The following is an 18,863-nucleotide window of genomic DNA, read 5'->3' on the forward strand; positions in this document are numbered from 1 at the left end:
CCGTGCGTGGGCAACCTGCGTGGGCAACCTGCGTGGGCACCGTGCATGGGCACCGTGCATGGGCACCGTGCATGGGCACCGTGCGTGGGCACCGTGCAGGGCGTGTGCTGCGCCGTGGGCAGGGCATCGCGACGAGTCTCGCGTCCGGGCCGTTGCCTCGAATGGCGCGGGGCCGTCGCTCGACGCTTGGCGCCGGGCCTCGGACCGGCCGTCGGTCTGGCCGCTGGCCGTCGGACTGGGCGTCGGATCGGCCGTCGTTCTGGGCGTCGGACTCGGGCGTCGGATCGGACGTCGGACTGGGCGTTATGGGGGAGCGGGGGCGGGCGGGGTGGGCGGGGTGCTGGCTGTTTCGGTTGGGCTGTCGGGCTTGATGGGTGTGGCTCGCGTTTTGTGGGGCGTCGTGGTGAGGGTCAGGTCCACTTGGCGTACTGCAGGATGCGGGGCAGGTTCGGCGTGTTCCAGATGTCCACGATGAGGATCTTGGAGACGGGGAGGTACCAGATGCGTTCGGTGTAGGTGAACCGTGTCCTGCGGGTGGGCCCGTACCCGTCGCGGTCCTCGCGCGTGTAGCAGGGGACGACCCATTCGCGGTACTCGGCCTTCTTGGACCCGACGTCCGCGAGGCGGTTCACCGTCAGCCGGGCGCCGTGCTGGACGTCAACCGCACGCAGATCATCGTGCCCGGGGCAGCTCATGCCCTCGTCCTGGCTGAACATCGAGGCATAGGTGTCGGACGTCGAGTACTTGCTCGCGACGTAGGCGCCACTGTCATTGAGGAAGGAGCGTCCTAGAACATGGAGACCGGGGCACCACGCCTGGCCGGGATAGAGCGACGCCCTGATCGGCTCGCCCTTGGAGCACGTGCTCCAGGTCCTCACGTAGAAGCTGTCGCTCGGCAGCTTTTCCGATTCCCCATTCAGCGTCGTTTGGCTGTACGGGATCCCATAGGTCTTCCAGAACGCCGGGGTCTTGAGCGTGATCTCGCCGATCCGCAGCGGGACGCCCGGCGGGGGCTGATCGGCCCGCGCGGCGGCGGGCGGCCGTTCCTCCTTGGTCGCCTCGTAGACGCCGATCCCGCCCGCGGTCGCGCCGACGACGGCCGTGCCCGCGACCGCGACGGCGGCCTTGGTGCCGACCGCGGCGAGGATCCCCGACGATCCGGCGGCCGCGCCCGCCCCCGCTCCCGCACCGGCGGCCGGGGCCAGCCCGGCGGCGAGCGGGAACAGCGCGGCGAGGGCCACGGCCGTCCCGGCGAGGGCGCGCACGCCACGCGCCTCCCAGTCCGGCCCGTAGGCGGTCCGGGCGAGTTCGTCCAGTTCGGCGACGAACGCCGCCGCGCTCGCCGGGCGGTCCGCCGGGTCTTTCGCCATGCCCCGCGCCACGAGCGGCCGCAGCGGCTCGGGCGCGTCCTCCGCCGGGACGTCCCGCGAAAGATGCCCCGCCATGATCGTCGCGCGGTCCCCGGACCCGTACGGGCGGCGTCCCGTCAGCGCCTCGAAGAACACGCAGGTGGCGGCGTAGACGTCGGCGGCGGGCGTGGCCGGTTCGCCGCGCCACTGCTCGGGCGCCATGTAGAGCGGCGTGCCCCCGCCCGGCGCGGCGCCCTCGGGCGCGGCGATCCCGAAGTCGATGAGCTTGCTCCGCCCGTCCGCCGGGACGATCACGTTCGCGGGTTTGTAGTCGCGGTGCACGACTCCGACCGCGTGGGCGGCGGCGAGACCGAGCAGCGACCCTCTGAGCACGGCCAGCGCCGCCTCCGGCTCCAACCGCCCGTAACGGCCGAGGATCTCCTTGAACGAGACGCCGTCCACGGCCTCCATCACGATGGCGAGGTCGTCCTCGTGCTCGACGAGCCGGAAGAGCCGCGCCACATGCGGGTCGTCCACCTGCCCGAGCATCCGCGCCTCGTGGCGGAACCGCGCCCGCGCGTCCGGGTCGGCGTCCGCGGGCAGGTACTTGATCGCGACCGGGGTGCCGCTCCCGGCGTGCCGCGCGAGCACGACCCGCCCCTGGCCGCCGCGCCCCAACTCGCGGATCTCCTCGAACCCCGACACCCGCCATTCCGCCACGGGCCCGCTCCTCAGGCTAGGTCTGGAATTTCCCCCATTCTGACGCCGCCCCGGCGCGGCGGGTTGGCCCCGCGACCACAGTCCCTCCGGACCAGACGGCGGCTCCGTGCCCCCGGCCCACTCCACGCCCGTGCCTCACGTCAGGAATCGCGGCCACTCGATGCGGAGTTGGTCGACGTCGCAGCCGTTCTGCCCGCGCCGAGCGACACCGCGCCGGTCGATGTCACCGCGGAACGCACTTCGGATGACGCCACGCTGACCAACGTCGCGGTGGGTGATGTTGAGGCGATTGACGGTGCGCCGCGACTACTCCGGTTCATGCGCTGTGACGGGGGACGTGCTTGGCGAGCGGGCGATCTGGTCGGCCAGCTTGCGGACGCGGGGCCCGTGGTCGTCGTAGCCGACGACGACCGGGGGCTCGTTGTAGGGCATCGTGTCGGACGAGCGGCGCAGTTTCACATACTGTCCGCAGGCGTCGATCGCGTACGGCTCCATGTCGTCCTGGAGCGCGCCGATCACCGTGATGCCGTGCGTCTCGCCGATCTTGCGGAACAGCGCCACGGCCTCCTTGCGGTGCTCCTTGCCGAGGTTCCGGCCGAGCTCGTCGAGGACGAGGCAGAGGCGTCCGCCGCCGGAGCTCGCGAGCGCCGCCGCGCACACCAGCTTGACTGCCTTCTCGTCCATGAGCGCGGTGTTGGCGCGCCGGTTGTACGGGACGTAGCGCTGCCCTTCCGAGCGCCGCCATTTCGGCGTGACCCGCCAGCGCCATTCCTGCTCCGGGTCGCCCGGCTGCTCGGGTGTGGGGAATTCCAGCGTCGCGCCATAGCCGCCGTACGCGACGTCGAGTTTCTCGAACTCGTCCGACACCCTCTGGAGGCGGGCCCGGATCGCGGCCGTCAGCGCGGTGCGGTGCGCTTCCGCCGCGCCCGCCGCCTCCGCCGCGCCCTTCTGCGCCTTCTCCAGGTCGGCGCGGCGCGCCGACAACTGCACTTCGATTTGGCGGCGCTGGTGCTTCTCGTAGTCGTCCTGCTGACGCAGATACGCTTCCAGGGATTTCGCCAGGCGCGGGAACGTCGCCTGCTCCCGGTCGGTGCGCCGCCCTTCGCCCTCGGCGCGTTCGCGCAGGAGAAAACGCGTCTCCTCGGGCATGTCCTCGTCGGACGGCCCGTCCGGGAAGACGCGGCGGAGCGCCTCCGAAAGGTGCTTCTCGGCGGTGTGCCACCATTCGGCGGGCGTCCAGGTGGCCTCGTCCTCGTCCAGTGCGGACAGCCATTCGGCCGCGCCCTCCCGGGTGCCGCCCCACTCCTTCTCCAAGGCGTCCAGGCCGAGCACGGCGCGCTTGTCTGCCAACTCGGACGACGCCCGCCGGACCTTGTCCCGCTCCCGTTCGTGCGCCTCCCGGCGGCCCCGGAGCCGGTCGATCTCCAGCGCCCGCGTGTCGGCCTTCGCCTGCAGCCGCCGCAGCGTCTGCTCCGCCGCGCCGAGCCGCGGGCCCAGCCGGGACTCGCCCGCGGCCAGCTCCTCCAGGCGTTCGCGCAGCTCCGTCATCGTTTCGCGGACGGCGTCCAGTTCGTCGGCCGCGCCCGCGCCCGCGAGCCGCCGCCCGGCGAGGGCCACGTCGGCGGCGGCGTCGGACGTGGCCCGCCGCGCCCGCTCCAGGGCCTCCCGCGCGGTCTCGAGCGCGGCGTGCGCCGCCCGGACACGCGCCACCCGCCCCGTGACCGGCTCCGCGAAACCGCCCACGACGACGACTCCGGCACCGCCTTCCGCCGTGTCGCCGGAGTGGACGGGGTCGCCCGCTAGAGCACCGAAGAACCGTCCAAGCGGCGGCTCACAACGCACACCTTCCGGCAAACCCGCACCCCCGGCCAGGCCCCTGCCTTCGGCCAGGCCCCTGCCTTCGGCCAGGCCCCTGCCTTCGGCCAGGCCCCTGCCCTGGGCCAGGGCGGTGCCTTCGGCCAGGGCGGTGCCTTCGGCTGGGCCTCCGCCCTCGGACAGGCGCTTGCTCTCGGACAGGCGCTTGCTCTCGGACGGGGCGGTGCTCGCGGGTTGGGCGGTGCTGGCGGGTGGGGCGGTGCCGTCGGGTGGGGCGGTGCCGTCGGGCTGGGTCGCGCTGTTGGGCGCGGCGCTGCCGTCGGGTTGCGTGGCGCTGTGGGATTGGGCCGTGCTGTTGGACTTCACCGTGCCGCTGGGTGGGGGGCCGCCACCGTGCTGGGTGGGGGTGGTGGCGTCCGCGGGGACGATCATGGAGCCGGGCATGTTCTTGAGGGCGGTGACGGCGGCGTCGAGGTCGTCCGCGCTGACGACGACGGCCTCCCGGTATGGCCACAGCGCGGCCTCCCAGCGTTCCCGGACGTCGTCCGCCAGCTCCACCGCGTCCAGCAGGCCGACCGCGGCGATCCCCTCGGCGGCGAGCGCGCGGATCTGCGCGGGGGCGCTGCCCTCGCCCGCCTCCGCCTCGGCGAGGGACCGCTCGGCGCGGGCGACCGCGCCCTTCGCCATGCCCAGTTCCTGCTGCGCCTCGTCCCGCCGCGCCTCCGCGGCGGCCAGTTCAGCGCGGGCGGCGGCGCCGTCGCGGCCGTCCGCTTCGCGCCGCCGCTCCTCCAGCGCGGACACCTGGCGGCGCAGCTCGTCCAGCCGGTCGCGGGCGACGGCCTTGTCCGCGGCGAGCTTGGCCGCCTGGCCCTTCAGCTCGGCGAGGGCCGCCCCGGCCTCCTGCAACTGCGCGTCGAGGGCCCCGCCGGTGAGCTGCTCGATCTCGCGTTCGGCGGCCTTCGCGGCGGCGGCCAGCTCCTCGCCCTCCGCGCGCAGCCGCTCCTGCTCGGCGGCGTGCGCGGCGTCGGCGGCGGACGCGTCCGCGAGCAGCCGCGCCTGCCGTGTCCGCCAGTGCCGCAGCGCCGCCGCGACCTCGTCACGGGCCCGGTCGCGGCGGTCGAACGTCTTCAGCAGGGACGCGGCGTCGCGCTCCCAGTCGGCGAGCCGCTCGGCGGCCTCCGCCGCCTTGGCGCGCTCGCGGTGCTCCTCGGCCCGGGACTTGCGCTCGGCCTCGAGCTCGCGGTCGAGCCCGGTCAGCGCGGCGATGGCGCTGAAGATCCGCTCGGGGCTGATCTCGTTCAGCGGCTGCGACAGCAGGTTGGTCGCGACCTTCGACCTCACCGACGTGGACAGGAACGACACGCACCGGACCTGCCCCCCGTACAGGACGCGGGACAGGTCCTTGGCGACCAGGTCGCGGCGCCCGGCGCTTCGCGGCAGACCGGCCCACAGCCGGTCCGCAAGCGAGACCCGCTCGGCCTCGGACGGCGCCGCCGCGAGGTGGACGCCGTCCCGCCAGCGGATCTCCAGGTGCGGCGCGTCCACGTTCACGCGCAGCCAGACGGTGACGGCGGTCTCCCCGTCGTCCTCCGCCGGGTCGGGGTGGTCGAAGACACCGACGATGTAGCCGTGGTCCGCGCTCGCCCACTGGCTGTCGCCCTGCGCGGCGAGTTCCGCGTTGAACAGCAGCTCCGCCACCGCGCGCGCTCCGGACGCGAACCGCCACTGCTCGTCCCCGAGCAGCGCCGTGATGGCGGCTATGAAGGACGACTTGCCCGCGCCGTTGGAGTCCTTCGGGCCCTGCCCGGCGACCACGATCAGCGTCCCCGGGACGGTCGGGACTGGGTGCGTGGACAGCCGCGAGATGTTCACCGCCTGCACCGCGACCAGCGTCCGGTCGCCCACCACGTTCTCCGCGTCGCCGCGCGCCGGGACCGGCACCAGTGGTTCGAGGACGGCCGTCATGCGTTCTCCCCCTGCTCGCGTTCCCGGCCCCTGCGGCGCGCCCGGATCGCCGCGGCGAGCGGCGAGTCCGGGCCCGCGGCCAGGATCAGCTCTTCTTGCAGCCGCCGCCGCGCGGCGCCGGTCAGCCGGTGGAACTGCGGGCCGGGGACGAAGCCGCCGGCGTCGTCCGCGCCCGCCTTGACCTGCGACACCAGTCCGGCGAGGCGGAGCCTGCGCAGCGCGGCGTCCAGCTCCCCGACGGGCAGCTGGGTGCGGCGGCGCAGCTCGTCCAGCGGGGTCGGATGTGGCGACAGCCAGGTGTCGTCGGAGAGCAGGCCCGCCGCCCGCGGGATCGCCACCGAGTGGATCAGGACGAGCGTCAGCACCGCCCGCTCCCGTACCGGCGGGACGCATTCTGGGTCTTTCGCCAGTTCAGCGGCGATGTCGTCCCGGTATCCGGAGGTCCAGCGCGTCTGCTCGTGGCGGACGAGCGTGCGGCCGCTGAGCGCGAGCATCTCCTCGACCGTCCGGCGGAGCGCGGGCTCCCGCAGCGCGGCGAACCGGACCTCGGGGACGGGCTCGGCCGCGTGCTCGACCGCCATGTACGCGGCGACCAGCTCGGCCCGGCGCCGTTCGTCGTACGACCGCAGCAGGCCCTCGAACAGGTCAGTCATCGCCGTCCTGCCTGGGCTTCTCCGCGGTGCCCGGCAGTTCGCCGGACGAGCTGGCCGCTGGTTCGGCGGGTGGGTTATCCACAGGTTCGGGTTTTTCGGCGGCGGGGTCGGACGGCGCGGGAGGGTCTGAGGGCAGGGGGAGATCGAGGTCGTTCGGAGGTGCCGATGACGCGCCGCTCGCTTCAACGGCAGGCCGTGGCCCGGCCTGCGGGTGCTTCGACTCCGAGTGCTCCGGCTCCGAGGGCTCGTGCTGCGGTGGCTCGGGTTGTGATGGCTCGGGCTGCGAAGGCCCGGTTTTCGAAGGCCCGGGTTCCGGGGACTCGGGCGTTGGGGGTTCCGGGGCCGGGGGTTCGGGCAGGCGGTGGAGGAGGTCGCGGAGGGAGGCGAGCGAGCCCTCCGCCCAGAGCGCGACCCGGGGGCCCGGGCGGACGCTCCCGGAGGTCTCGTCGAGGAGCAGCCAGCCGGTGTCCGCCAGGCGGCGCAGTTCGCCGGTGGCCCAGCGGCGGGTCAGGTCGGTGTCGCCGCGCGTCATGTTCGCGTACACGTCCAGGACGTCCGCGACCGTTGCGGCCGTGCCCGGCCAGGGCGCGTCGTCGAGGCGCCGCCAGCAGCAGCGGAGCGCGGCGGCGAGGACGCGGCGGGCCAGTCCCGCGCGGTCCAGCGGCATGGGCGCGGTGTCGTACTCCTCCAGGAGCGCGGGCGTGGCGCCGTCCGGCCAGACGGGGAGGAGCCAGACGCGGGCGCCGTCCGTCGCCGCGGCCGTGCCCGGCGGGACGGGAGCGGCCGCCGGGATCGACGGCGCGCCCAGCGCGCGGGCGCGTGCGCGGGCCAGCACGTGCGGGTCCACGGCCGGAGCGGTGGACGGAGCGGCGGGCGGAGCGACACGCGAGACGGCGCGCGGGGCGGGGTCAGCGGACGGGTCAGCGGACGGGGCGACATGCCGGGCGCCGGGCGGGACGGCGGCGGCGTCCCGTGGTGGGGGAACGGTCACGGGCCCGTCCTCTCGAACCAGCCGGGAGACACCCAGGTCGGGGTGCCTTCGGGCCGCACGGTCAGATCGTCCGACCAGATGAGCCGATAGGGGAGTTCGGGATGCAGGTGCACGGAAGACAGGTCGGCGAGGATGCGGCGCGCCGCGGGCCAGTCCTGGGCGAGGACGTCCTCGACGGCGACCCGGTCGCGGCCCCGCAGGACCTGCTCGGCGATGTCGCGGAGCCGGTCGGCCGCGGCCGTGTCGGAGCCCGTGTCGCCCGACAGGCCGGTGTCCGGGACCGCTGGGCGCGGCGGCGCGGGACGTGGGGGCGTCGCGCGCGGGCCGTCCTCCACGGCGGTCACCACCGCCGACGGCTCGTGCCACGGCGCGGCGGCGTCGAAGACGAACCCGTCCAGGACGGCGGCGAGGTCCTCGCGGGACGCGGTGCGCGCGAACGTCCGCCACGTCTCGGGCGGCAGGAGGGTGAGGTTTCGGGTGGTGCCCGCCGAGTCGGACAGGCGGGCGGCGGCGCGGCGGGACGCGTCGCCGTAGGCGTAGATGGCGGCGCGCAGGTCGGTGCACGTCCGGTCGAGCTGCGGCCACCGGCGCAGGATCGCGCCGTGCAGCCGCTCCGCGCGCACCAGGATCTCCTCGGTGCCCCACAGCTTCGGCGCCTGCTCGCGAAGCTCCTCGATCGTCCCGTTCGTCAGCGTGACCAGCTCGACGCTCCACAGCCGGAACGCGCGCGCCAGGCCGTCCGCGCCGTCGCGCGCCTGCTCCGGCGTCATCCGCGGGTCGGCGACGTTGAGCTGCTCCAGGGCGAGCAGGCGGTGCATCTCGCTCTGGCCGCCGTCCAGCATCATCCGCCGGACGAACATCAGCCCGACCACGCTCGTGAACGAGGCCCGGTAGCGGAGCTGGTTCGGCTTCGGGAACACCTCCCGGACGGCGCCGAGCCCCTTCAACACCCGCAGCCGGTTCTCGAACACTTCCGGCGGGTACCGGCGGCACACGTACCGCATCTGCTCGCGGCTCAGCCCGTCCTCGCCCGCGTCGGCGAACGCGGCGAGCAGCGTCTCGGCGACGTCCACGAGTTCCGGGTCGTCCACGACGGCGCCGCTGTCGCGGGCCAGCGCGGCGAACATCTGCCGGTAGACGCCCAGCACCGCCTCGCCGACCAGCACGTCGTCGAGGCTGGCGGCCGCGTTCTCGGAGGCGGTGGACACGGCGCACTACGGTACGGCCCGCGCGCCGCCAAGGTGGAATCGGCGGCCCCCTCCGTGGACAATCGAGAACGCGAAAGCGTGGCGGTGCACGGAGAGCGATGCCACACTCACGCCATGACGGATGTCCCGGCCGCGGGGCGCACCGGGCACGGAACGGCAGGGAACATGACCACGCCGAACACCCCCGTGAAGACGAACCTGCCCGCCGAGCCCAACGCCTTCGTCGGCCGCGAGCGCGACGTCGCCGACCTCGGCCGCCTGCTGGAGGGCATGCGCGCGGTGACGCTGTGCGGCGCGGGCGGCATCGGCAAGACCAGGCTCGCGCTGCACGTCGCGCACACCCTGCTCGAAGCGCATCCCGACGGCGTCTGGTTCGTGGAGCTGGCCGACGTCCGCCCGGACGGCGCGCCGGAGCCGGTCGCGCGCCGCGTCGCCGCGGTCCTCGACGTCGCCGAGGAGGACGGCCGCCCCCTCACCGAGACGCTCGCCGACGCCTTACGCGCCCCCGCCGCCCTGATCGTCCTCGACAACTGCGAGCACGTCGTCGAGGAGTGCGCCAAGCTCACCGGCATGCTGCTCGCCCGCTGCCCGCGGCTGCGGGTGCTCGCCACGAGCCGGGAGCCGCTGCGCATGGCGGGCGAGAACGTCTGGCGGGTCCCGCCGCTGGAGCCGGACGAGGCCGAGCGGCTGTTCATCGAGCGCGCGAGGGCCGCCCGCCCCGGCTTCGACGGGACGGACGCCGTCCACGAGGTCACCCGCGCCCTCGACGGGATGCCGCTCGCGCTGGAGCTCGCCGCCGCCCGCGTCCGCGTCCTGTCGGTGGAGCAGATCGCCCGCCGCCTCGCCGACCGGTTCCGGCTGCTCAGCGCCGGGGAGCGCACCGCCCCCGCCCGGCAGCGCACGCTGCGCGCCGCGATCGACTGGAGCCACGGCCTGCTCGACGAGCCCGAACGCACCCTCCTGCGCCGCCTCTCCGTCTTCGCGGGCTGGACGCTGGAGCAGGCCGAGCTCGTCTGCGCCGACGCCGCGCTGCCCGCCGACGACGTCCTTGACCTGCTGACCGCGCTGGTCGACAAGTCCCTCGTCGCGGTGACCGGCGAGCTGGCGGGCGAGGTGCGGTTCCGGCAGCTCGACAGCATCCGCGAGTACGCCGCCGAGCGGCTCGCCGACGCCGGGGAGGAGTCGTTCCGCGCGCGGCACCGCGACGCTGTCCTCGACGCGGCCGAACGGCACGGCCGCGTGGCCGTCGCCTACGACCCGGCCCCCTGGGCCGCGCGCGTGGCGCTGTTCAACTGGTACGACGTCGAGCTCGGCAACGTCGTCGCCGCGCTCACCTGGTCGTTCGACCACGGCGACATCGCCGAGGGCCTGCGGATCTGCACCGCGCTCCGCACCTTCTGGATCGTGCGCGGCCGGGTCGCCGAATGGGCCGACTGGACCGACCGCTTCCTCGCCGCCGCGCACGGTCTCGGCCCCGACGTCCTCGGCCCGGCGCTCGCCGGACGCGCCCAGCTCGCCGTCGGCGGCCGCGACTTCGCCCAGGCCGCCCGCTACGCCGAGGAGGCGCTCGCGCCCTGCCGCCGCTGCGGGGACGACTTCATGACCGCGACCGCGCTGATCACGAGCGCCGAATGCCTGGTCCGCGCCGGGCGGTTCGCGGAGGCCGCCGAGCGCCTCGACGAGGCCGACGCGATCGCCGCCGGACCACGCCAGGAGTGGAACCGCGGCTACGCGTCCGCCGCCCGCGGCTACCTGCTGATCCGCGGCTCCCGGCTGCGCGAGGCCCGCGAGCACCTGGACGCCGCCGCGTCCGTCATGCGCGACATCGGCCAGCTCTGGGGCGCCTCGCACGCGATGATCGGCCTCGGCCGCCTCGCCGAGCTGCGCGGCGACGCGGCGTCCGCGCGCGGCCACTACGCCGAGGTCCTGCCGATCCTGGCGGAGATCGGCGCCCGTCCCGAGATGGCCCGCGCCCTCGCCGGGCTCGGCCGCGTGGCGCTGGAACAGGGGGACGCGTGCTCGGCCCGCGATTCGCTCTCGCAGAGCCTCACGCTGAGCCGCTCGTCCGGCATCCGGCTCGACATCGCCCGCGCCTTGGACGCCTTCGCGGAACTTGTCGCCGTCGAGGGCGACGCCCGCGGCGCGGTGATGCTGGCGGGCTCCGCGTCCGCCCTGCGCGAGGCGACCGGCCGCGAGTCGGGCTCGGGGGCCCGCCGCGAACGCACCCTGGAACCCATCCGCCGCAAGCTGGGCGAGCCCCTGGTCGCCCAGTTCTGGGGCGAGGGCCGCGCCATGGCCGCCGACGACGCCGTCGCCTACGCGCTCCGCAGTCCGGACGGAGCCTCCAACGGCGGAGGCGAAGCCGCCGACGGCGGCTCGGCCTCGGCTGCCGGTGCACTCTCCAACGGGGCGGCGGCGTCCGTCCCGCCGCCGCGCACCGCCGGAGTCGCCGAGCCGTCGACGCCACCGAGCACGCTCACCCCGCGCGAACGCGAGATCGCCAGGCTCATCGCCCGCGGCCTCAGCAACCGGGGCGTCGCGGACGAACTCGTCATCAGCCCGGCCACCGTGGCCCGCCACGTCACCAACATCCTGACGAAGCTCGGCTTCTCGTCCCGCGCCCAGATAGCCGCCTGGGCCGTGGACAACATCCGCGCGGAAGGCCCGTCCCCGCCCTGAGCACGGTGCGGGAGCGTCGGAGGCGGCTCCGCCAACGACGACTTCGGGGATGTGTACACAGCGCGGCTCACCATCGCCAGCCTGGATACGACGGTGGTTGCACATTTCGGAGCATGTGCGGCCGCGACCACCGATCTAGCTTCGGCGACATGCTTTCCAGAGGTGTAGACCCGGCGGCCGCCTATCCCGCGGTGACGGTGACACGCGCGGTCCTGGGGGCGGCGGACGCCGGCTCTGGACGGCCCGCGGTGATCGATGCCGCGTCCGGCAACACGGTCTCGTACGCAGATCTGATCACAGGGGTGGAGGCCGTAGCGGCGGGCCTTCTCCGCGAGGGGATCAGGCCGGGCGATGTCGTAGCCCTGCACCTACTGGACGGTCCGGAGTTCGCCATCGCCTTGCACGCCGTCATCGCGGTCGGCGCGGCACCTTTCCTGATCGGGGCCGAGGAACCCTTGGATACCGCGCTCGTCCACGCAGTCATCACCCAACCCGGTCGGGACACTGATGCGGAGGAGGGGGCGCGCCTACTTCATCTCAATGCCCTCTCGATCAGTGACGCTGATTCTGGCGACGTCCACCCGGCATCCGCTCAATCCGCAATCCCCGCACGTCCTGTAACACCGGGGAGCCCCGCGTCCCCTGGTGAACCCGCCGAACCCGAAGCACTCCGAACCCTCGCGCCGCCCGCCGCGCGCCCAGAACCCCCCGCCCCCGAAGCGCTTCAGACCCCCACGCCGCCTGGCACCCGTCCGATGCCCGCCAATCCCGAAGCATCTGGGAAGCTCGCAGCGTCTGATGTGCGTGCGGAGCCCGTCGAGTTCGATGCGCTTCAGAGTCCCGCGTCGCCTGGTGCCCGTTCGATATCGGCCGAATCCGAAGCATTTCAGGGTCCTGCGTCGCTTGGTGTGCGTGCCGAGTCTGTCGAGCCTGGAGCGCTTAGGAGCTCCGCGTCGTCTGGCGCCAGTTCGGTGCCTGCCGAGCCCGAAGCATTTGGGACGCTCGCGTCGTCCGCCGCACGCCCCGAACCCGTCGAGCCCGGAGCGCTAGAGAGGCCCGCGCCGCCTGGCGGTTCGATGCCCGCCGATCCCGAAGCATTTCGGGGTCGCGCGTCGTCTGGTGTGCGTGCCGAGTCTGTCGAGCCTGGAGCGCTTCGGGGCTCCGTGTCGCCTGGTGAGCGTTCGGTGCCCGCCGATCCTGAAGTATTGGGAACGCTCGCATCGTTTGGTGTGAGTGCGGAACCCGTTGAGTCCGATGCGCTTCGGAGCCCCGCGTCGCCCGGTACCGATTCGATGTCCGCCGAGTCCGATGCATTTCAAGGTCTCGCGTCGTCTGGTGGGCGTGGCGAGTCTGTTGAGCCTGGAGCGCTTCGGAGTTCCGCGTCGTCTGGCGCCCATTCGGTGTCGGCCGAGCCCGAAGCATTTGGGACGCTCGCAGCGTCTGGTGTGCCTGCGGAGCCTGTCGAGCCTGGAGAGCTTCAGGGCGCCGAGTCGTCTGGTGAGCGTTCGGTAACCACCGAGTCCGATGCGCTTCGGGGTCTCGCGGCGTCTGGTGTGGGTCCGGTGCCCGCTAATTCCGCGCGAGTTCCGGGGGCTGCGTCGGCTAGTGAGCGTTCGGTCTCCGGCGAGGCCGATGGAGGTGGGGGTCTCGCGGCGGCTGGTGAGCGTTCGGCGGTCGGCGAGGCTGGTGCGCTTGGGGGGCCTGCGTCGTCTGGTGTGGGGACGGAGTCCGCTGCGCCTGGGGGGTTGCGGGGGGCTGCGTTGCCTGGGGGTGTGGATGCTGATGTCGCGGGAGTTTCGGGGGCCGCGTCGTCGGGGGGCTGGGCGGTGCGTGGCGATGCTTCGGCGGCGCGGAGTACGGGGGTGTCTGGAGGGTGCCCGCTATCCGGTGAACGTTCTAGCGCGAGTGTGGCGGGCGACGGTCTTGCGGACGTGAGGGATGTCCCTGCGGGGCGCGGAGGGGCTGGGGCGGTCAGCTCCGTCCCTAGTCGGCGGCCTTCTGGGCTTGGTGAACATGCGATAGCTGGTGGGGCTGGGGGAGAGGAGTGTCCTGCGGGGGCTCGTGAACTTGGCGTGGGCGGGGGCTCTGGGGTGGTGCCGGGTGTAGGTGTGCCGAGGGCTGGGGAGCGGTCGGTGGCTGCTCGGGTCGAGGGGGGCGAAAGGTCTGCTGGAGGGGGTGAGTTTTGCTCGGCGGAGGGGGGCGATGCGTCGGTTCGGGGGTCCGCAGGGGGGCGTGAGGAGATTGGTGGGGGTGGGGAATCTTCGGGGCGTGAGCGGCTTGGGGAAGGTGGGCGGTCTGCGGGTGGGGGATCGGCAGCGGGTCGTGAGGAGGGCGGCGGGGATCCTGATCGGGACGTCGCGTTGGTCGTCTGGGGGCGTGGGGAGCAGGGGCGGGCCGGGGGCGTCGTTCGGCTGACGCACGCCGAGGTCGTCGCCGGGCTGGTGCGGGTCGCGGACTCCGGGTTGCTCGGCGGCTCCGACGTCGTGTTGAGCGCGCTGCCGTTCAGCGACGTGCTCGGGGTCAACGGGGTGCTCAATCCGGCACTGCGGCTCGGGGCCACGGTCGTCGCCTGCGCGGGGATGCGGCGCCCTGATCTGCTGCGTGCACTGCGTGACCACCGGGTGACCGTCGCTGTGCTGCCGCCCCGGCTCGTGGAGGCGCTCGCGTACGACCGTTCGGTGTCGCGGTACGGGCTCGGGACGCTGCGGGCGGTCGTCGCCGCGGGCGGCCCGCTCGCCGCGGAGGACGCGCGGGCCGCCGCGGCGCGGCTCGGGTGTCCCGTCAGGCAGGCGTACGGGCTGGCCGAGGCCGCCGGGTTCACGCACCTCAACCTGCGGGCCGTCGAGGAGGGCACGCTCGACTCCGTCGGACGCGGGCTGCCCGGCGTGACGTGGCGGATCGTCCACCCGCGGAGGGGGACGGCGCAGCCGTCCTACCAGCCGGGGGAGCTGTGCGTGCGGCTGCCGGTCGCGCGGACCGCGGCGGTGTCCGTCCGGTGGCTGCCGACGGGCGACTCGGCGTTCGCCGACGACCACGAGCGCGTCTTCATCCTCGGGCGGCTCCCCGCCGTGCGGCCCGAGCCGCCCGGCGAGCCGGAGCCGGTGCTGGCCGCGCATCCCGCCGTCGAGGACGCCGTCGTCGCCCCCGCACCCGACGACGACCTCGGGCTCGCGCCGCACGCCTTCGTCGTCCTGGCGGAGCGGGCGTCCGAGGACGACCTGCTCGCGTACGTCAACAAGCACGTCCACCGGACGCGGATGGTGTCCGCCGTGCATGTCGTGGACGAGATCCCGCGCGCGCCGGACGGGCAGGTGCGGCGGCGGGCGCTGCTCCGACGCGCGGGGCTCGCCCTGTGAACTACACACCCGCCTACACAGTTCTTCGGATGTGGCGCGGCGTGCGCGCGGCGTACGTTCGGCGCATGCCCGAGGGAAGCAGCGCCCCGGTCACGCTCGCCGGGACGACGATCACCGAGGCCGTCCTGGACGCGGCCGGGGCCAACGCGGCCCGGCACGGCGACCGGGCCGCCCTCGTCGACCCCGGGACGCGGCTCGGCTACGCGGAGTTCGCCGACACGGTCGCGGCCGCCGCGCACGGCCTGCGGCGGCACGGCGTCCGGCGCGGCGACGTCGGCGCGATCCATGTCGCGGGCGTCTGCGACCTCGCGCTCGCCGTCCACGCGATGGGCGCGGCGGGGGCGGTCCCCGCGCCGCTGCCGCCGGACGCGGAGCCCGCCGAGGTCGCCGACCTGATGAACGCCTCGGGCGCCCGGTTCCTGCTGACCGGAGCGGGCACGGCGGCGCGCTCCCTCCCGGCGGCGGAGCTGTCGTTCGTCAGGCAGGTCTTCGCCTTCGGGGACGTCCCGGGCACGACGCCCTTCGCCCGCCTCGTGGAGACGGGGCCCGGCGTCGCCCCGCCGTCGCCCGACCCGCTCCGCGACCCGGCGCTGCGGCTGTGCGCCCCGGCGGAGGAGATCACCCACGCCGACCGGCTCGCCGACCTGTACCGGCTTGGCGGCGCGCTGGGCCTGGGCGACGGCGACGTGCTGGTCCTCCCCGGCCAGGACGTCTCCGTCCCCACCTGGGTCGGGCTCGTCGACCTTTGCCTCACCCAAGGCGTCACCCTGATAGGCGTCCCCGGGCCCGAGCCTCGCGACGTGCTGGAGGCGATCCGCGACCACCGGGCGACCGCGGCGGTCGTCACGCCCGCCAAGCTCCGCGCCATCGCGTTCGACCACGGCCGCGTCCCCGTGCCGGACGTCCGCCTGCACGTCACCGCCGCGCCCGCCGCCGAGGCCGTCCGCGCCTGCCGGACACGCCACGGCTGGACGGTCGTCCCCCTCCCCTGACCGGGGGCCGAGAGCCCGCCCCAGTGCATCCGCTACCCCGCGGCGGATGCCCTGGGGCGCCCGGGGAACCGTCGAGGTCGGACGCCCCGGCCCCGCATGTGTGCGGTCCGGGACGCTCGCGGGTCGGGCGGGTCGGGCGGGTCGGGTGGGTCAGGTGGCCGGGTGGGTCAGGTGGCCGGGTGGGTCAGGTGGCCGGGTGGGTCAGGTGGCCGGGTGGGTCAGGTGGCCGGGTGGGTCAGGTGGCCGGGCGGGTCAGGTGGCCGGGTGGGTTAGGAGGTTGGGCGGGGGATTGACTTGTGTTCCAGGTAGGGGTGGAGGCCCTCTGGGCCCAGTTCGCGGCCCAGGCCGCTGTTCTTGTACCCGCCGAACGGGGTGTTCGGGTCGAGCGTGTACAGGTTCACGCCGCAGCTTCCCGTGCGGATGCGCCGGGCGACGTCGACGCCGTGGTCGATGTCGGACGTCCAGACCGAGCCGCCGAGCCCGTAGTCGCTGTCGTTGGCGATCCGCACGGCGTCGTCCTCGTCCTCGTAGGGGATGAGGACGAGGACCGGCCCGAAGATCTCCTCGCGGGCGATCCGCATGTCGTTGCCGACGCCGCCGAACACGGTCGGCGCGACGTACCAGCCGCGGTCGTGCGGACGGTCCAGCCCGCCCGTGATCAGCTTGGCGCCCTCGTCCTGCCCGATCCGGATGTAGTTCTCCACCCGCTCCTGCTGCCGCTGCGCGACCAGCGGCCCGATCTCGGTGCCGTAGTCGGCCGGGTCGCCGACCGCGAGGCCGCCGACCATGGCCGCGAGCGCGTCCGCGACCTCGTCGTAGCGGCGGCGGGACGCGAGGATCCGGGTCTGCGCGGCGCACGCCTCCCCGTTGTTCATCAGCGACGCCAGCTTGAACCCCTCGATCGTGCTGGCCAGGTCGGCGTCGTCCAGGATGATCGCGGCGGACTTGCCGCCGAGCTCCAGCGTCACCCGCTTGAGCTGCTCCCCGCAGACCGCGCCGATCCTGCGTCCGGCGGCGGTGGAGCCGGTGAAGGAGACCTTGTCCACGTCCGGATGCGCGACGAGGTGGGCGCCGACCTCGCGGCCCGCCGGGACGATGTTGACGACCCCGGCCGGGATCCCCGCCTCCTCGATCCACTCGGCGAGCAGGTAGCTGTCGAGCGGCGTCTCCGGCGACGGCTTCGCCACCACCGTGCAGCCCGCGATCAGCGCGGGCGCGAGCTTCAGCATCAGCGTGAACTGCGGCACGTTCCACGGGACGATCGCGGCCACCACCCCCACCGGCTCCTGCGTCACGGTGACCGGGCCGAGCATGCCGGGACGCTCCTCCTCCCAGGTGTAGGCGGAGGCGAGGTCGACGTAGTACTGGAGCACCATCTGCGGGATCGCAGCCTGCCCGAACACCGAGAACATGATCGGCGAGCCCATCTCGGCGGTGACGAGGTCGGCCATCGCCTGCTGCCGCTCGGCGTAGATCGCCGACAGCCGTCCGACGATCTCGGCGCGCTCGGCGGGCGTCAGCCGCGGCCACGGGCCGTGGTCGAACGCGCGCCGCGCTGCCGCGACCGCCGCGTCGACGTCGGCCTCCGTGCCCTCGGGGACGCGTCCGATGACCTCCTCGGTGTGCGGGGAGACGACGTCGATCGTCGCGGTGCCTGCCGGGGCGGTCCACTCGCCGCCGATGAACAGCCGATCGTGCTCGCGCATGCTGCCGTGCCTCCCTGCCCGACGGGGCCGAACCCGGGTAACCGAATGCTTGCTTGGTCACAGCATCGCACGGCGTCCCCCGGCGTTGGCAAGGGCAATGAGACTCGCGTCTCACGCGGCGGGGGCGTCAGAGCAGGTGCGCGTTCGGCTCGCGGGCCCGCTCGGCCAGTTCCGGCAGCTCGACGAGCTCGACGCCCGCGGCGGCGAGGACGTCCGCGCCCGTCCCGGCGACGAACAACGACGGCTCCCGCCAGGCGAACACCACCCGCCGGACGCCCGCCGCCACGATCAGCTCGGCGCACGTCCGCGGCCGCGACGCCCGCTTCCCGCACGGTTCGAGCGAGCTGTACACGGTCGCCCCGCCGAGATCCACGCCCTGGAGGGACGCGGCCTTCGCGAGCGCGGCCTCCTCGGCGTGGTCGTGCGGGTCGGACTCGCGGGAGTGGGCGCGGGCGATCTCGCGCCCGTCCGCGCCGACGATCACCGCGCCGACCGAGAACGCGGTCCGGGACGGCGGGCACAGCGCCGCGAGGTCGCAGGCGAGCGACAGCCAGCCGAGGTCATCCACGCCCGCCCCCGACGAGGTAGCGCAGCAGCGCGAGGTCGCCGATGCGGGTGACCTCCGCGAGCCGCATCGGACGGTCCGGCGACTGCGGGAACACCCCGGACGAGACGAACCGCGGCGCGGACGGGTCGCCGACGAAGAACGGCGCGACGACGAGCTGCAGCTCGTCCACGGCCCCGCTCGTCAGGAACAGCGTGTGGACGGCGCCGCCGCCCTCCACCATCAGCCGCCGGACGCCGCGCGAGCCGAGGTCGGCGAGCAGCGCGTCCAGGGAGAGCGGGTCTCCGGCGTCGACGACCTCGGCCGCGCCGTCCAGTCTCGGCGCCAGCTCGGCGGCCGTCCCGGACGGCGCGTACACGAGCTTCGGCGACTCGCCCGTGGTGAAGAACCGCGCGCCAGGGTCGAGGTCGCCGCTCCAGGTCAGCGTCACCTTCGTCAGGTCGGCGGGGAGTCCGCGCGCGACCCGCTTGTCGCGCCGCGCGGCCGACTTGACCAGCAGCCGCGGGTCGTCGGCGCGGACCGTCCCGGCGCCCACGAGGATCGCGTCGCAGCTCGCGCGCACCGCGTCCACCCGGTCCCAGTCGGCGGCGCTGGACAGCCGCAGCCGCTCGGGCGACGCGTCGTCGATGTAGCCGTCCGCGGACATCGCGCAGCTCAGCAGGACGTAGGGGCGCGCGCTCATGCGTCCGTCCCGCGCGGGCCGAGCCCGCCGCGCCGGGCCCCCGGGCTCACTCCGCTCACGCGGTCACCTTACGCGAGCCCCGCCCGCCCCCCTCACGCGAGCGTGGGCGGGATCGAAGATTCGTTCGGGACTGTGCGGCGTTTCTGCGCGGGATGTGTCGGGCGGGGTGCCTATGGTTGCTG

The 18,863-nt window shown here is 74.3% G+C and carries 11 protein-coding genes; 3 read left to right on the forward strand and 8 right to left on the reverse strand.

The features are described from left to right. Positions 1 to 410: 410 nt before the first annotated feature. From ACH01S_RS12735 to ACH01S_RS12755, 5 genes are all read right to left on the reverse strand, one after another. Positions 411 to 2,069, reverse strand: a complete 1,659-nt coding sequence (locus ACH01S_RS12735; protein ID WP_067889902.1) for a serine/threonine-protein kinase — start codon at positions 2,067 to 2,069, stop codon at positions 411 to 413. Between the two features lie 306 nt (positions 2,070 to 2,375). After that, positions 2,376 to 5,849, reverse strand: a complete 3,474-nt coding sequence (locus tag ACH01S_RS12740) for a coiled-coil domain-containing protein (RefSeq protein WP_067889904.1) — start codon at positions 5,847 to 5,849, stop codon at positions 2,376 to 2,378. Further along, a complete protein-coding gene (locus tag ACH01S_RS12745) occupies positions 5,846 to 6,502 on the reverse strand; it encodes a DprA-like winged helix domain-containing protein (RefSeq protein ID WP_067889906.1) in 657 nt (218 codons plus the stop codon). Before ACH01S_RS12745 ends, ACH01S_RS12740 begins: the two co-directional genes overlap by 4 nt. Continuing rightward, positions 6,495 to 7,493 carry a hypothetical protein gene (locus ACH01S_RS45875; RefSeq protein ID WP_246236986.1) on the reverse strand — a complete coding sequence of 333 codons (999 nt, stop codon included), beginning with the start codon at positions 7,491 to 7,493 and terminating at the stop codon, positions 6,495 to 6,497. Before ACH01S_RS45875 ends, ACH01S_RS12745 begins: the two co-directional genes overlap by 8 nt. After that, the gene (locus tag ACH01S_RS12755) at positions 7,490 to 8,701 is read right to left on the reverse strand and encodes a hypothetical protein (protein WP_067889908.1); all 1,212 of its coding nucleotides are present in this window, start codon (positions 8,699 to 8,701) and stop codon (positions 7,490 to 7,492) included. Before ACH01S_RS12755 ends, ACH01S_RS45875 begins: the two co-directional genes overlap by 4 nt. Positions 8,702 to 8,815: 114 nt before the next feature. Here ACH01S_RS12755 and ACH01S_RS12760 point away from each other — a divergent pair, with 114 nt between their 5' ends. The 3 genes from ACH01S_RS12760 to ACH01S_RS12770 all read left to right on the forward strand — a co-directional run bounded on the left by ACH01S_RS12760 (position 8,816) and on the right by ACH01S_RS12770 (position 15,728). Beyond that, a complete protein-coding gene (locus ACH01S_RS12760; protein WP_246236984.1) occupies positions 8,816 to 11,380 on the forward strand; it encodes a helix-turn-helix transcriptional regulator in 2,565 nt (854 codons plus the stop codon). A 149-nt stretch (positions 11,381 to 11,529) separates the two neighbouring features. Beyond that, positions 11,530 to 14,736 (forward strand): AMP-binding protein, encoded by a 3,207-nt coding sequence (locus ACH01S_RS46920; RefSeq protein WP_169809256.1) that lies wholly within the window; start codon positions 11,530 to 11,532, stop codon positions 14,734 to 14,736. Between the two features lie 65 nt (positions 14,737 to 14,801). After that, positions 14,802 to 15,728, forward strand: coding sequence for an AMP-binding protein (locus ACH01S_RS12770; protein WP_067889913.1), 927 nt, complete (start codon positions 14,802 to 14,804; stop codon positions 15,726 to 15,728). A gap of 269 nt (positions 15,729 to 15,997) precedes the next feature. Here the strand turns inward: ACH01S_RS12770 and ACH01S_RS12775 are convergent, their stop codons facing one another. From ACH01S_RS12775 to ACH01S_RS43450, 3 genes are all read right to left on the reverse strand, one after another. Then, positions 15,998 to 17,434: an aldehyde dehydrogenase gene (locus ACH01S_RS12775; RefSeq protein ID WP_067889915.1), complete on the reverse strand. Its 1,437-nt coding sequence runs from the start codon at positions 17,432 to 17,434 to the stop codon at positions 15,998 to 16,000. A 127-nt stretch (positions 17,435 to 17,561) separates the two neighbouring features. Further along, positions 17,562 to 18,002: a deaminase gene (locus ACH01S_RS43445; RefSeq protein WP_067889917.1), complete on the reverse strand. Its 441-nt coding sequence runs from the start codon at positions 18,000 to 18,002 to the stop codon at positions 17,562 to 17,564. Continuing rightward, positions 17,995 to 18,681: a RibD family protein gene (locus ACH01S_RS43450; protein WP_067889926.1), complete on the reverse strand. Its 687-nt coding sequence runs from the start codon at positions 18,679 to 18,681 to the stop codon at positions 17,995 to 17,997. The genes ACH01S_RS43445 and ACH01S_RS43450 overlap by 8 nt, the downstream gene beginning before the upstream one ends. Positions 18,682 to 18,863: the final 182 nt, after the last annotated feature.

The organism is Actinomadura chibensis NBRC 106107, assembly GCF_001552135.1.
Classification (GTDB): Bacteria; Actinomycetota; Actinomycetes; order Streptosporangiales; family Streptosporangiaceae; genus Spirillospora; species Spirillospora chibensis.

Bases quoted from the DNA above. Each gene is read 5' to 3' on its own strand.
- ACH01S_RS12775 (WP_067889915.1), bottom strand. From the start codon at position 17,434: ATGCGCGAGCACGATCGGCTGTTCATCGGCGGCGAGTGGACCGCCCCG.
- ACH01S_RS46920 (WP_169809256.1), top strand. From the start codon at position 11,530: ATGCTTTCCAGAGGTGTAGACCCGGCGGCCGCCTATCCCGCGGTGACG.
- ACH01S_RS12760 (WP_246236984.1), top strand. From the start codon at position 8,816: ATGACGGATGTCCCGGCCGCGGGGCGCACCGGGCACGGAACGGCAGGG.
- ACH01S_RS12770 (WP_067889913.1), top strand. From the start codon at position 14,802: ATGCCCGAGGGAAGCAGCGCCCCGGTCACGCTCGCCGGGACGACGATC.
- ACH01S_RS43450 (WP_067889926.1), bottom strand. From the start codon at position 18,681: ATGAGCGCGCGCCCCTACGTCCTGCTGAGCTGCGCGATGTCCGCGGAC.
- ACH01S_RS12740 (WP_067889904.1), bottom strand. From the start codon at position 5,849: ATGACGGCCGTCCTCGAACCACTGGTGCCGGTCCCGGCGCGCGGCGAC.
- ACH01S_RS12745 (WP_067889906.1), bottom strand. From the start codon at position 6,502: ATGACTGACCTGTTCGAGGGCCTGCTGCGGTCGTACGACGAACGGCGC.